Annotated in this window: 12 protein-coding genes and 1 tRNA gene; 9 read left to right on the top strand and 4 right to left on the bottom strand. The window is 46.1% G+C overall.

What is annotated here, in order from left to right; genetic code table 11:
* Nucleotides 1-25 precede the first annotated feature (25 nt).
* The 7 genes from OGH69_RS13780 (at nucleotide 26) to OGH69_RS13810 (ending at nucleotide 9,026) form a co-directional block, all read left to right on the top strand.
* A tRNA-Arg gene (locus OGH69_RS13780) sits at nucleotides 26-100 on the top strand.
* A gap of 371 nt (nucleotides 101-471) precedes the next feature.
* Complete coding sequence (locus tag OGH69_RS13785) at nucleotides 472-969, top strand: T9SS type A sorting domain-containing protein (RefSeq protein WP_265175065.1); 498 nt, start codon at nucleotides 472-474, stop codon at nucleotides 967-969.
* A 71-nt stretch (nucleotides 970-1,040) separates the two neighbouring features.
* On the top strand, nucleotides 1,041-2,786 hold the full coding sequence (locus OGH69_RS13790) for a DUF7151 family protein (RefSeq protein WP_306354394.1): 1,746 nt from the start codon (nucleotides 1,041-1,043) through the stop codon (nucleotides 2,784-2,786).
* Nucleotides 2,731-3,492 (top strand): hypothetical protein, encoded by a 762-nt coding sequence (locus tag OGH69_RS13795; RefSeq protein WP_265175066.1) that lies wholly within the window; start codon nucleotides 2,731-2,733, stop codon nucleotides 3,490-3,492. Before OGH69_RS13790 ends, OGH69_RS13795 begins: the two co-directional genes overlap by 56 nt.
* A gap of 92 nt (nucleotides 3,493-3,584) precedes the next feature.
* On the top strand, nucleotides 3,585-5,258 hold the full coding sequence (locus tag OGH69_RS13800; RefSeq protein WP_265175067.1) for a DUF6377 domain-containing protein: 1,674 nt from the start codon (nucleotides 3,585-3,587) through the stop codon (nucleotides 5,256-5,258).
* Between the two features lie 219 nt (nucleotides 5,259-5,477).
* The gene (locus OGH69_RS13805; RefSeq protein ID WP_265175068.1) at nucleotides 5,478-8,465 is read left to right on the top strand and encodes a T9SS type A sorting domain-containing protein; all 2,988 of its coding nucleotides are present in this window, start codon (nucleotides 5,478-5,480) and stop codon (nucleotides 8,463-8,465) included.
* A 90-nt stretch (nucleotides 8,466-8,555) separates the two neighbouring features.
* A complete protein-coding gene (locus OGH69_RS13810) occupies nucleotides 8,556-9,026 on the top strand; it encodes an OsmC family protein (protein ID WP_265175069.1) in 471 nt (156 codons plus the stop codon).
* Between the two features lie 51 nt (nucleotides 9,027-9,077).
* On the opposite strand, the gene OGH69_RS13815 is transcribed toward OGH69_RS13810, so the two are convergent.
* The 4 genes from OGH69_RS13815 to OGH69_RS13830 all read right to left on the bottom strand — a co-directional run bounded on the left by OGH69_RS13815 (nucleotide 9,078) and on the right by OGH69_RS13830 (nucleotide 11,621).
* On the bottom strand, nucleotides 9,078-9,362 hold the full coding sequence (locus OGH69_RS13815) for a hypothetical protein (RefSeq protein ID WP_265175070.1): 285 nt from the start codon (nucleotides 9,360-9,362) through the stop codon (nucleotides 9,078-9,080).
* 151 nt (nucleotides 9,363-9,513) lie between these two features.
* Nucleotides 9,514-10,011: a DinB family protein gene (locus tag OGH69_RS13820; protein ID WP_265175071.1), complete on the bottom strand. Its 498-nt coding sequence runs from the start codon at nucleotides 10,009-10,011 to the stop codon at nucleotides 9,514-9,516.
* A gap of 94 nt (nucleotides 10,012-10,105) precedes the next feature.
* A complete protein-coding gene (locus OGH69_RS13825) occupies nucleotides 10,106-10,927 on the bottom strand; it encodes a helix-turn-helix transcriptional regulator (protein ID WP_265175072.1) in 822 nt (273 codons plus the stop codon).
* Nucleotides 10,928-10,943: 16 nt separating this feature from the next.
* Nucleotides 10,944-11,621 carry a hemerythrin domain-containing protein gene (locus OGH69_RS13830; protein WP_265175073.1) on the bottom strand — a complete coding sequence of 226 codons (678 nt, stop codon included), beginning with the start codon at nucleotides 11,619-11,621 and terminating at the stop codon, nucleotides 10,944-10,946.
* A 202-nt stretch (nucleotides 11,622-11,823) separates the two neighbouring features.
* Here OGH69_RS13830 and OGH69_RS13835 point away from each other — a divergent pair, with 202 nt between their 5' ends.
* Nucleotides 11,824-12,216: a hypothetical protein gene (locus tag OGH69_RS13835; protein ID WP_265175074.1), complete on the top strand. Its 393-nt coding sequence runs from the start codon at nucleotides 11,824-11,826 to the stop codon at nucleotides 12,214-12,216.
* Between the two features lie 53 nt (nucleotides 12,217-12,269).
* On the top strand, nucleotides 12,270-14,975 hold the full coding sequence (locus OGH69_RS13840) for a T9SS type A sorting domain-containing protein (protein WP_265175075.1): 2,706 nt from the start codon (nucleotides 12,270-12,272) through the stop codon (nucleotides 14,973-14,975).
* Nucleotides 14,976-15,162: the final 187 nt, after the last annotated feature.

A 15,162-nucleotide genomic window follows, 5' to 3' on the forward strand; every position in this document is an offset into this window, starting at 1 on the left:
TATATATTTGCACCTCGAAAATAATGGCCTCGTAGTTCAACGGATAGAATGGGAGTTTCCTAAACTTTTGATCCAAGTTCGATTCTTGGCGAGGCTACCAAAAGCAGTACAGCAATGTGCTGCTTTTTTTGTTTTTATTGTTTTCCATACTTCAAATAACCGCAATTGTTGCGTTTTGTGCATTTCACATACAAAATCTTGCGCTTCGCAACATTCTTACACCTAATGCATTATAAATATATAAGTTTGTCCAGTTAACAATAATTTTGGTTTTCGTTAACACAAAAGAGTCAGAAAGCCCCTTTTCTGCGATTATATTTTTAAGGATCATTCAACTGTAAACTGCGTGGTAAACTACGTTTTACGATAGCATTTCGAAAAGTGCCCGGCATACGCTTACATTTTTACAAGGTTTCCCTGTTTGCAGGTTGCATCCCAGAAATAGAAAAGAAATCCACAAAAATAGAAATAATGACAAAAAACAAATCAAAACCATTGTTAGTGCTTGCATCCGGCCTGTTATGCACAGGGCTCTTGCACGCACAGGACTCTGCAAATGCCTCCGGTGGCGATGCCTCCGGTAGTGGCGGCAGTGCAGCGTACAGTATTGGGCAGGTAGTATATACTACTCATACAGGCAATAATGGAAGTGTTGCACAAGGTGTGCAGCAACCTTATGAAATTTCGGTTGTGCTATCTATCAAGCACCCTGCTGAAATCCATTTAATCATGAAGGCCTATCCGAACCCTACAACAGATGTCCTGATCCTAAGCATTAAGGGAGCAACGACTGAAGATCTCTCCTACCAACTGTACGACATGGCCGGTAGGCTGATTGAAAACCAGCGCATCACAGATCCCGAAATGCAAATACAAATGGGGAGCTTAAACGATGCTGTATATCATCTGAAGGTGGTAAACAGTTCGCAGGAAATTAAAACATTCAAAATCATTAAAAAGACAAACTGATGATAAAAAAAATACTAACATTAGGAATATTGTTTTTTGGATCGCTTGCCTTTGCGCAGTCCCCCCAAAAAATGAGCTATCAGGCTGTTATACGGAACAGCGACAGTGAACTGGTAACTCTTTCGCCCATAGGAATGAGGATCAGCGTACTACAGGGTACCGATACAGGAACAGCGGTTTATGTGGAAACACAAAACACGTCAACAAACGCTAACGGGCTGGTGAGCCTGGAAATAGGTTCAGGCACAGCTGTTACGGGTACTTTTGCAGCCATCGACTGGGCGAACGGTCCTTACTTCATCAAAACGGAAACCGACCCTGAAGGCGGTACCAACTACACAATATCAGGCACTAGTCAATTAATGAGTGTGCCGTATGCGCTATACTCGCTAAACGGAACGCCGGGTCCTCAAGGGCCAATAGGCTTAACTGGAGCTACAGGACCTGAAGGGCCGGCTGGGCCTGTAGGAGCTACAGGTGCAACAGGAGCAATAGGTGAAACCGGGCCGGCGGGGCCAATAGGACCAATAGGACCGGCAGGGCCAACAGGTAACACCGGAGCAACAGGACCCGCAGGACCAACAGGTGCAACGGGTGCAGTGGGCGCAACAGGACCGGCGGGGCCAATAGGACCAATAGGGCCAGCAGGGCCAACAGGTAACACCGGAGCAACAGGACCCGCAGGACCAACAGGTGCAACGGGTGCAGTGGGTGCAGTGGGCGCAACAGGACCGGCGGGACCAATAGGACCAATAGGGCCAGCAGGGCCAACAGGTAACACCGGAGCAACAGGACCCGCAGGACCAACAGGTGCAACGGGTGCAGTGGGCGCAACAGGACCGGCGGGACCAATAGGACCAATAGGGCCGGCAGGGCCAACAGGTAACACCGGAGCAACAGGACCCGCAGGACCGGCCGGTGCTACAGGTGCTACGGGCGCAACTGGAGCAGTAGGCGCAACAGGGCCGCAAGGTGCAGCCGGGGTCAACGGACAAAATACACTTGCCAAAACGTCGGCTGAAGCGGCCGGAGCCAACTGTTCAGTCGGTGGCATGAAAGTAGAATATGGGCTTGACGCAAATAACAATGGTGTTCTTGATGCCGGTGAAATAAATGCATCGCTCACAAGGTATGTATGTAACGGGGCAGTAGGAGCAACGGGACCCGCAGGGCCAACCGGAGCTACGGGTGCAACAGGGGCTACGGGTGCTACCGGAGCAGTTGGGGCAGTTGGGGCAACAGGACCGGCAGGGCCAACCGGCGCTACGGGAGCAGTAGGTCCTACAGGAGCAACGGGGGCTAATGGCATAAATACTATTGTAAAAACCACAACAGAAGCTGCAGGGGCAAACTGTGCCGGCGGCGGTGTTAAGCTGGAGTACGGCCTTGATGCCAACGGCAATGGTACACTGGAGTCGGGAGAGATAAATGCTTCGCTTACTAAATATGTATGTAACGGCGACCCGGGCGAGCACCCTCAGTATATGGAAACTACAGGAGGTACGGCGATCCCACAGGTCTATGTAGAAAAAGGCGCGCTGATAATGGTACGATTCTATACACAGTGCAGCTCTACAGCTACAGGCGGCCTTATATTCGTTCAATATGATGGTACGGTATCTGTACTAAGCAGCGGAGGTTCGCAGGGAAGTTCTCTAACTGCAACAGGAAATGTACTGTACCTGAATAACGGTTGTTTACCCAGCGACCCATGGACATATACATTCACCATGTCAGGTGGTTATGCAACAATAACTGCGGGTGGAGGACAAGGTTTCCACCAAGAAGGCAAGTGGATTATACTTGGCGGCGGATAATTCACATTTTTATTGGATTGATTATAATGCAGCACAGCAATGTGCTGCATTATTTATTTATATTTATTGCCACATCATACTTTTAAAACAAATGAAAATATTCGTTATCATTGTCGGTTTACTTATTGTTGCAATCATCATTAAATCCTGCAAACCAACTGACAACAGCAAAAATGAGAAAAGGCCGGATGACGCAATCCTGCCTACAAACAAAATACAAAACGACAAGATTGTACTTATAGAGAATGCCAGTCTTGATGATGTAAAAAATGCCATACAAAAGTTTTGTAACGTTTACAACCAAAACGAGTTTGTAGCCCTGCCTCTTCTTACTGTCCTGACAGAGAAAAGATTTGCTGTGACCTTTCCTTATGACACTGACTTTGTTACATACTGCTTTTTTGTAAATTATATGCATTACCCGAATGACATTATCTACAAACCATCGATTACAGCATGGACTTCAACAAAGCAAGGCGATGACTGGATGACAGACGATACCGTCAATAAAAAAGTAATGCTGTATATTCCAGCTGGCGATGAAGATTACGACAATGTTTTCCTCACCACAAACGATAATATTGGTTACAAAATGGGATTTGCCATGGGCGAGGAGAAACAAAGGCTACCCCACCCGGGACGAGCTTATATTGAACCGGAAAGCACTGCTGAACCCGTAGGAAAAGAGCAAATACAGTTTAAATGATTTCCCTGCAATATTTAATATATTGGCTAAATCCAAGTGTATTGTGCCTAAGATGTCCTATTTCCCTATATTTGGCAGTTACAACTCAATAAATGAAACGGATCGCTGCCCTTATTGCCCTGCTTTGCTTTTGCCAAACCATTTCGGCCCAGGCAACGGACTCATTGCTTGTTGTACTTGAAAAAGAAATGGCTAAGCGAGAAACCTATGTGACCGCACGGGAACAACGTATCAACCAGCTGAAGCAATACCTGGGCGAACCCAACCTGCCTGATACAGAGTCCTGGAACTATAACAACCGCCTCGCAAAGGAATACATTCCGTACCAACTGGATTCGGCACTAACCTATCTCGGGGCCAATATCCGGCTGGCTGAGAAAACAGGCAATGCCGCATTGCTTTATGAAGCGCGTATACAACTGGCCGATATACTCTCTTCCTCGGGAAACTACATCGAGGCCGACCATACGTTATCGCAGGTAGACAGGCGCCTTTTGCCGGACGGCCTGCTCAAAAAATACTTTTATGCAAAAATGTGGCTCAACTACCGCCTGCGTTTTTACAGCCCCGCCGAAGATATTAAAAAGAAATATACCCAACGGTATTCTGCCTATGCCGACAGCCTGGTGCAGGGCCTTGATACCATATCGGAACTATACCTATCGGTAGCCGAAACCCGTTACCGGGACGAGGGTGCGTTTGCTAAAGCACGGGAGGCCAATTTGCGGCGGCTTGCCATGGCACAGCCCGGCACACGCAGCTACTCAAGCATTGCCTTTTTCCTGGCGCAAACCTACCTGGCCGAAAAAGACGTACAGAACTATAAAAAATACCTTAGCCTTTCTGCGATATCGGACATACGGGCAGCTGTAAAGGACAATGCCTCGCTTACCGCCCTGGCGCTACAGCTTTTTAAGGAAGGCGACATTGACCGCGCACACAGCTACATCAACTTTGCCTTTGAAGATGCTGCATTTTACAACTCGAGGCTACGGTCGGTTTCCATTTCCAATGTACTGCCCATAATCAATAAAACGTATGAAACCGAGATCAGGGCACAAAAGGAAAAACTACAGGGATACCTGGTAGTGATGAGCATTATGGCAGTATTGCTGGTTTTCACCGTATTGTATATTGTGCGCCAACTGAAGAGCCTTTCCCGCGCCCGCAAAAACCTGCAGGAGGCCAACATAAGACTAAATGCGCTTAATGTGCAGCTACAGGCAGCCAATACCGAGCTGGGAGGGCTGTATGGAGAACTTAGCGAAACCAATCGCGTGAAGGAATATTACATAGGCAACCTCCTTAACCTGTGTTCGGAATATCTTGATAAACTGGACACTTATCGTAAAACTGTAAAAAAAATGATTGTGGCCAAGCAGGTTGCAGAACTTTTTGAAAGGACAAAATCATCGCAGCTCATTGATGAGGAACTGGAAGTATTCTACAAAAATTTTGACACCATATTTCTCCATATTTATCCGGATTTTGTAGAACGAATCAATGAGCTGCTTGCCCCGGAAGAGCAAATTACCCTCAAAAAAGGCGAACTCCTTACGACGGAGCTGCGCATTTTTGCCCTTATCCGCCTTGGTATATCCGACAGCTCGGGAATTGCTAAACTATTACGCTATTCTGTAAACACCATTTACAATTACCGTGTAAAGATTAAAAATAAAGCATTAGGTCCTCGCGATGATTTTGAGGCAAAAGTGATGCAGATCGGGTCATTCAAAACCGAAAAAAAAGTAATTTCAGGATACTAATTATCCTATTTTTCTTTAAAAAAAAAGCTCTTTTTGTCCACTCTGAAAAATAAAACTTCCACTTTTTTTCGTAGTGAAAAACACAACAACTTTTTGTTTTAAAGATAATTAACACAACTAACGTTCCTTTCATGTCCACTTTTTCCCTACTCCAAATTTAAGATGCGAAAGTATGCCCTTTCTTCGCAAACGATTTAGTATCACCTAACCAAAATTCGTATGAAAAAACTACTACTATTTGCATCCCTGGCATTGGGAATCACTGCAATGCATGGGCAGACCCTTGATCAAACCATGTACATTGACTTCGGCTCCAATGCAGGCACCAACGGGCTGGTAACTCCCAGTCCCGACCTAAACGGCCATTATTGGAACAATCCTACAAGCGGCGCCCTTGGCAGCACGATCAACATCCTGAACGCAGCCAATACAGACACAGGCATTGACATGGAAGTAACCGATAACTTTATCGTGAACACTTCTGTAAACTATGGACCAACCGCCCCAACAGAAGCTTTGCTGGGCGATCTGGCCATCAGTACCGCTACGATGGACTACTTTTATCTTGAAACAGGAGGTTCGGGCAACTCTACAGGGCAGGTAACTTTCAAAAACCTTGACCCGGCAAAAGGATATAGATTCCACGTTTTTGCTTCAAGGCCTACCACTTCCATTCGAAAGACAGCATTTGCATTTGCAGGCCTTAACACATTTAATGGCCAGATCCAAACCAGCAACGGTACTACGGGCAACATCGACACGATCCTTGCGACTCCTATACTGATGCCAAACGCACAGGGCAACATTACTGTAAGTGTTTCTATTGCTCAGGATGTATTCGGCTACATGAATGTGATGAAGATTGAGGAATTCAGCAACCTGCCTATCACAGAAGTGACTTCGGTAACCGTTGCCGGCTCAGACATTACTGCAAGTGGCCAGACATCGCAAATGACGGCTGCAATATTACCTGCAGATGCTACATTTACCAATGTAACCTGGAGCGTAGACAACACAGACATCGCGGTGATAAATACTGCGGGTGTTCTTATCCCCGTGGGCAACGGCGTTGTTGTGGTTAAAGCTGCCAGCGCTCAAAATCCGGAAATATTCGGCACAAAAACAATTAATGTTTCGAACCAGAATACTGCCCTTTACTTTAACGGTACGGCTACAGAAAACGGCGATGCCATAACAACTGCAATCCAAATGCATATGGTAACCGGTACACAGGGCACCGTGAGCAATGTATTTGAGATTTATACTTCGCTTAACGAAGCAGGGACCTTTAGCTTTTACAGTTCGCAGGATGCCGGAGCAACAGTATATGGCGGCACCACCACGGCCGGCAGCCTTGCGGTTAATGGAGAGGGCATTGACCCCACACAGGCAGGGCCGGTACTTATTACCGTAAACCTGAACACGAATACATACACCATCACGCCTATCAACTGGAGCGTAGTAGGCAGCAGCATCACCGGCGGATGGGGTGGTGACGCCCCGCTTACCTACCAGGGCGGCGGCGTATGGAGCGCAACACTTGACATGACAGTGGTAACATCAGATGTTAATCCGCGCTTTGTGTTTAAAGGCAACCAGTCATGGAACTATGTAATGAAAAAAGTAACAGGAAGCCAAAGAAGCGTGATTATGGAAGCGCATGCCAATGAATTTGGCATAGCTATGCAGGACATCGACCTTAGGTACGGCAACTTCATAATAACACTTGACCTTTCGAATTATACTTATGGCATAGAATGCGTTACCACGGACGAATACAAAATATCCTTTATGGGCTCATCGGGCATGAATGGCCAGGGAGCAACCAATATGGAGGGATACGCCTATCAGTTTAATCAACTGCTTGGACAAAGGGCAACGGAAGGCAGCTCGCCATTCTACAGGTCTAACATCTCTGTAAACGGCAACAACACAACAAATGTATTGAACCGCTTTGAAAAAGACCTTCATGGTGATTGCGGCAAATATGTAGCATTCGGACTTGTGCTGGGCAACGAAGGTGTACACGAAACCGGCCAGGTAGCTTATGATTCCTATGGAGCCAACCTGCAATTGCTGGTACAAATGGCACGCGACGAAGACAAAGTGCCTGTTGTAATGAACAACTATGCCCGTGGTGACTACAACCTGACCGACTACAATTTCATTAAGCAGATGAACCTTGAAATGGCGCAATGGGATGTTCCGAGCACCAACATGTTGGGCGCTGTAGACAACGGAACCGGAAACTGGGCTACCGGCTACCAGGATGACTACCTGCATCCGAACACGGCTGGCCATACCGAACTGTTCTATGCTATCGTACCATCGCTTTTTGATGCGCTGGAAGCAGAAAAGCCACAACCGGTACTTTCTACAGCAACATATGTAACTCCTGATCCTGTATCGGGGGGCGGCTCACTTTCTTTTGACCCTGATGCAATGATACACCCTTTCACCGTTTCATTCGACGTACAGACTGAAGGCACAGGAAACCTATTGGCCTTTTCAACTACAGCCGCACCGGGAACTGTATCAATCGATGCAAACGGATTTGTAAAATATACATCACCATCGGGCAGCAGCATAACAGGAACTAGTATCGTAAATGATGGTACATGGCACAAAGTAACGCTTACGCATTTTTATGCGCGTGGTGAAACCATCCTTTACCAGGATGCTACTGCGGCAGGCAGCGTGAATGAAAACCTAGAAGCACAGGTATTTACACTGCACGGCACAGGGGCACCGGCCAATGTAAATTACAGGAACTGGTTCTTTTACCGTTCGGGTATGAATGAACTGGAAATTGGGGCCATGAACAACGGTGCCATGCTAAAATCGAGCCTTGAGTTATATGCACCGTTGGATCGCGAAGCTGAAACCCCGCAAGCCATGTTTACTAACCTGGCACAGAGCACCAGCACCATTGATGCCAGCGCTTTTACACCGGCACTGGGGAGGGATAGCTTTTCACATCAATTAAGCCTTGTGGCACACCCTAACCCTGTGAAAGATGTACTTACCCTGGATGTGAAAGAGTCAGTTTCAATAGAGAAGATCGAGGTTTATAACACTCTTGGAATGTTGGTAAGCGCTGCCGATAATGCAAAAACAATCGCTCTTGGATCGCTGCAGGCAGGCATTTACATTGTAAAAGCAACTACAGCACAAGGATCGGCATCCATCAAAATAATAAAAGAATAACCAATTTATACGCCTGTATTAAGAGCCGCGCAGCAATGTGCGGCTTTTTAATTTATTAACAATCCCTATATTACACTCAAAATTAAGACAATGAAAATGCATCATTATTCGACAACTGTAAACTGGACCGGCAATACCGGAAAAGGCACACAAAACTATACGGGCTACACAAGGGATCATGCAATTACTGTTGATGGAAAACCGGTGATTCCGGGATCATCCGATCCGGCATTTCGCGGAGACCCGTCAAGGTATAATCCTGAAGAATTATTGCTTGCCTCTCTTTCATCGTGCCATATGCTATGGTACCTGCACCTTTGTGCCGAAGCCGGGATAATTGTAACTCAATATGCAGACACAGCGACAGGCGTTATGGAAGAAACCGCAAATGGCAGCGGAAAATTTACATGTGCCACTCTGAATCCAAGGGTTACCGTACAGCACACCGGCATGATAGAAAAAGCTATTGAGCTGCATAAAAAGGCGAACACCATGTGCTTCATAGCCAACTCTTGTAATTTTCCTGTCCTTCATAACCCAACCTGTACGGCAGGGACATAAAAAAAGCCGTACGCACGTATAGCTTTTTCTGATTAGATGTCGGCAAAATTATTATATAAATGCATTGATAAGTGCGAAAAGGCTATTGCCAATAACACTTAACAACAGCAGGTCGAATACCAGCTTTGGCTTTTGTTGTGACAATACTGCACCATTGAAACCACTACACAGCGCAACCACAAAGAATAACTGTATCATTTGAGCCGGGCTAGTGCCGTTTTGCAGCACCATCATGGCGGCAATACCACCTATGCAGCTTTGCACCATTACAGCAAGCGCATTAAAACCCATACTCCCTCTTGTATATGCCTCTAAATTTTTTTGATAGTAGCTCATGACCTTTTGTATTTAAATTATAGTACAAATTTCGGGCGCTACTGCCGTGTAAAACATGACACTCATCATGTTATGGGAAATATACATTGTATTTTTTCAAATTATGACCAATAAAAAAGCCTCAAAAATATGAGGCTTGTCACTTTTTATGTTACCTGTCCCAAAAGGCAGGCGGCTCTATGCCGAGTGCACGCAGGTATACATAACCCTGCCCCCGATGGTGTATCTCGTTATCTATAAAATATTGAAGCGTGCTGCTTACTGTACCGGGAAACATTCCAAATGCCACGATATGCTTTTGAAAGTCCTGTGGATCCAGTTTTTCCCACAGCCTGTTGATCTTAGCTGTAGTTTCGTCCCATAAGGCCAATAACTCTTCCTTGTTTTCGGGCATTCCCTCGCCCGAGCTGTGCGGCAGGCTGTTCATGTCTTTCCATTCTCCTGTTACGATACCTTCCATCCCGGGGTTGGCGAGGTCGGTCATTTCCATAGCCAGTACGGCAAAGGTACGCATCCCGCCTATAGAGAACCTGAACAATTCCTTTTCAGGGAAAGCCTCTATAACCCGGCGTGTCAATCCTCTGTGGCCCTGCCAAAGCGCTAAATAAGCCTCGGGGGTAATTACTGTAGCTGTTGCAATTGTTTCCATATCTTTACTTTATTTGGTTTATACAGCAAAGGTATTAGCACGTTGTGACAACAGTATGTCAGCAGGATTTTCGGAAAGTAATTTTTTTTATCTGTTATATCGCTTTCCCGAAAATCTGGTCTTCATCGTTCAGCATCACGTGCGGGATAAGGCCTGAAAATTCTTTGAACTCCCGTATGAAATGCGCCTGGTCTGCATAGCCCAACAGGTACGAAAGCCCCGCCCAGCCACCGGCTTTCTCAAGGTTTTGCATTTCTTTATAAGCATTGCTGAAGCGAATGATACGCCCAAATGTTTTTGGGGTCGTACCTACCTGGTCTTTAAACACACGCTGCAATTGCCTCTGACTTACCGAAAGCCGGTTGCTTACCTCTTCTACACTTATATCACCTTTTGCAGTGCGCATCAGGTTGGCAGCCTCAATAAAATAATTGCTTTCTCTACGGGTTCTTAGCAACTGTTCTTTCAGATGCGATTCTGTTTTAGTAATAACCTGATCCAGCGTAGGAAGCCCTATGAGGCTTTCTGCAAACGAAACCGCCTGGTGGAATCCAATATTATCAATAGAAGTATAATCGTTATACAATGCCGAAGCCGGAACCTTAAACAGCGAATGTAGAGCTTCAGGCTTAAGGCGTATTCCAAATTTACGTGTATCTCCAGGTGATCGCCACACTACAGCGTCGCGGTATAGTCCGGCCAAAAAAACACGGGGCAGTTTTTGCCAAACATCGTCAAAAAGCACATCACAATGGTTGTCGTCCAGGTGGATTATCAGTTCAACTGTTCCAAAGGGCGGACACCTCTGTATGGGCGATGTTTGCCCGGCAGAATCGGTAAACGACTGTAACCAGTAACAGTCTACATATGGCATCAGTTCTGGAGAGGGTTGTATTTCACGATAACAGATATTCATAATACTGGGCATTGAGTTAATAATTCAGCTCATAGCTATCTTCCACCTGTGCCATACGCTCTCCTTTTAGTTCCTCTCTGGCAATCTGTACATATATATCATATACCGGCTTTGGCGCGCCAATGCGAATTCCTTCCAGCCATCGTGCAATTTCCGGTACGCTAAGTCCGCGCATCATCCATCGGCTTTCGGCCATAAGAACCTCAGGATCGATAGACTGAACAAGCTCGTGCTCCATTGCCATTATCTGTTCATCTGTAAAATACTTCCACAGCAACAATAGCAGTTGATTCTCCTCTTTGTTCATGTGGTACAGGTTGAAGGCGATGAACTCATTTACGGCATAAAATATATGCCTCCAGGCCAACTCCCTTCCTTTGAAGTCTTCAGCACTTTTCCATTGGGCAATGCTGCTTATTAGCTGTCCGCTAAGGTGATGGTCTACCAAATGGTCATTTTCAAGCTCCATTGCTATAAGGGGCTCAAGCTTTGCAATGGGCGAAATGAGGTAGCGGTCCTCGTGGTCGGCATGCTCGTCAAAATAAAACAGCGCCGTTTCGAGCTGTTCGATAACGGCTGCTGCTTCGGGTTGGTTGAAGTCAGTTTGTTGGATCTTCAATTGCGTATCAAACAACATTGCCCTAAGGCCTTTGTGTATGTTGTTAAACACATTATAACGTTTGTAATTGTTCATTTTGATTGATTTGATGATTGATGCTGCAAAATTATAGTCCTGATTAAAGCGTGTATTGAAAAAAAGCGACATATTGCTAAATCATTTTGTTTCAGCCATGTTGGTATTTCTGTCAACACATATGTCAACACTGTTAACGCTTATTTAATGGGGGTTCTCAATACATTTACAATACTGTTAATTAATCAAAACTTAATTCGCTATGAAAATTATTACCCCAATCGTTTCGGCCGTCATTGCTTTTGCCGCGTTGCCATTGGCTGCAGCAGCACAAGAATATGAGGGATTGCGAAACCAGGAAGGCTTTGAGGTATCGCATATGACCGGCGTTCTTTCAAAGCTTACCCGATGGCAAAATAAGCTACCTGCAACACCAGTGTTCCACAACCCTCAGGAAAAAATGCTTGCACAGCTTGGCATAAGGCAGCCGGTTATGGCTACAATGGACACGAGCTATGAGTTTTATGGCGGACTTACCACTAAAGGCAATGATGTGCCGCTTGCTTCGGTTACCGATGCAGAAGAAATACTTACATCACGGGTGGGAGCGGTAACAGTGAGCATCCTGGGGGCGACTATTTTACTATTAAAGTAAGCCCAACTGGAACAGTAATTTGGGAAACCCGCGAAAACACCGCGCAATATGCTGTGGAAACCGGTATGACGCTATTGCTTGATGATGATGGCAACCTTGTTGCAACCTGCATTCATTGGAATGGCAATGACATGGACATTAAGACCATTAAGTATAACCCGGCCACAGGCGCAAAATTATGGACAGCCATTTACCAAGGTCCCGGTGAAGGTGTAGATATCCCTGCAGCTATCGTATCTGATGCAAATGGTAATATCTTCATCACAGGAATCAGCTATTCGGGTAATTCAATTGATTACATCACACTTAAATACAATGCCAATGGCTCAGAAGCCTGGAATGCCAGGGAAAATGGCCCGGGCGAAGGCAGCTGGAACGAGGCTACGGCCATTGCTGTTGACGACAGCGGCAATGTGATTGTGACCGGCTACAGCCCTAATCCCGACGGTTGGCTGAACTACCACACCGTAAAATACAGCCCAACCGGCACCGAGCTTTGGGTACAGGCCTATAACTACCCAAGCACCGATCCGGCCAACCCTTCGGAAGTAACCAACTCGGTTGCAAGAGGCATAACGACGGACGCTGATGGTAACATTTATGTAACAGGTATGTTCGATACGTTCATTGGGCATGCCGGGACTATAAAATATAATGCTTCAGGCGTACAACAATGGGTTGAAGAATTCAGGACAGATGAGGAAAACACCAGTGGCTATGCCGTTGCAGTGCATAACAACAAAGTTTATGTGGCGGGCCTGCACAGGGGAGGTTTTTCTACCGATGGCAATGTGCTCATTTCCTATGAGCCTGATGGCACCGAAAACTGGGCCCGCACTACAACCGACCTTATAGAGGCAGTAAACTCACTGCTCCTTTTCGACAATGACGGTAATATTGTGGTAGCGGCCAATGGCATGACTCCGGGTGCCGAAGAATGGGAACAAAATGTAGCGGCCCGTGTTAAGAAATATTCGCCGACAGGTGCATTGCTCGGAGAGGCGGCGTTTGTGATCGTTACTACAGAAGGTACTGCCAGCATGGGCGACATGGCGGGCGTAGGCGTTGATGTCAATGGTAATGCCTACATGGTTGTCAATTCATACTACAGTGCACAGGGGGCCGTTGTAGAAACCGTGAAATCTGCTTTTGGAGATACAGCCCCGGAAACCGAATGGAACGTTGTGTATAACAACATGGGCAACCCAAGCGCCTCTATGCTGTATTCGTCTCCGGACAATAACAATAGTACAATATCCACCGGACAGTATTATACGTTTGCAGACAACATGCTCAATGCAAATTACTTTGTGGTGAAATATAACCAAAACGGCACGATTGCCTGGGAACAGGTGTTTAATGCCGAAAACGGCAATACTGCTAACGGTATCATTGGACGCGCAGATAAGGACGGCAATGTATTTGTGTGCCTGCTACCCGACTGGGACCAGACTGCGCTAACTATCAAGAAATTTTCACCTGTGGGTAATGAGCTTTGGGAAACCGAAGTAGAGCTTATTAATCAGGCGGTCTATGTAATGGAAGCCGGCAATGATGGGGCATTGTATTTAGGTGGAACCGCATATGAGACCGAGGCTTCAGACCATAGCTCTTTTGTGGCAGTAAAGCTAAACAGTGCCGGAGCCATACAATGGACAACCTATAACGGAAGCGGCACCGAAACGGATAATATTTATGCAATTAACGGCGGTAGTGTAAGCCATAATGGCGAGCTTATCCTTGCAGGACACTCGGGGTCGGGCAATTTTATGTCGCAGGAGGTAAATGCCACCGTAGTGAAATTTAATGCCGATGGAAGTCCCGGCTGGGTGGCGGAAGCGCCAATTGAAAGTTCCAACTCATCCGGCACCAATCTGCTTATTGACAGCGGTGGAGCCGTATATGTGAATGGCTTTGCTGAAAACACCGATACTTACTACACCAACATGATTACCGCCAAAGTAAATGCAGATGGTACAATTGCGTGGAGCCAGGAATTTGGCGAACCCGATAAAGACGAGCGTTCATATAAAGTAAAGCAATTCTCTGATGGCTCAATCGCTGTCATAGGCTACAGCCTGGCATTGAATGGCGATATTAACAACGCATTGGTAAAATATGATGCCGATGGCAACGAGCTTTGGAACTTTGCTTCGGAAAACATGCGCTATTACAACGACTTCATCATCGATGGCTCTGACAATTGCTTTATCATGGACCAGCAGATCATCGACCCTTTCCCGCACAAAATCTACAGCGCACCCTTCCCTATTGCTACACTGATTACTGTTGATGCCGAAGGAAATGGCGATGAGCAGTTTTTTGTCGGGCCCGAATATGCTGAATTCTATGGTGAGGCCCTTATCTCCCATCCCGATAACAGGCTGCTTTTGGGAGGGAATGCGGGCAATCAGGTTTTTTATGAGGGATTGTATTTCTTTGAAACCGAGCACGACGCACTTGGACTTGATAATATCGGAAATACCGTTACGGACAAAAACCTGCTTGGGCAAAATTTCCCTAATCCGGTTGTGGGCAATACCGAAATACCGTTTTACCTTGTAAATGACAGTAAGGCAACCCTGAAGCTATACAACAGCCAGGGCAGGCTGGTACGTGAAATTGCTAACGGCACTTTTGCTTCCGGCACAAACACAGTTGAATTTGATGCATCCGGGTTATCCGAAGGTATTTACTATTACCAAATAACAGCAGGAAAATTCAAACAGGCCCGCAAAATGGTCGTAGGCAGGAAATAGATAAGTTAGTTATCCTTTTTAAGCAAGATCCCCCGGGCTGTAATGGCTTTGGGGGATTCTTATAGTATTGTCTCGTCCTGAAAAAAGTTGACTAATAAATGTCAATATTATGAAAAAGCAGGATTCTAAGGGGACAGGTTTATCCCCGAGTATTAGGTACAGTGAAGCCTTTAAACGAGCTGTTGTC

It is taken from the genome of Flavobacterium sp. MFBS3-15, assembly GCF_026107645.2.
GTDB lineage: Bacteria > Bacteroidota > Bacteroidia > Flavobacteriales > Flavobacteriaceae > Flavobacterium.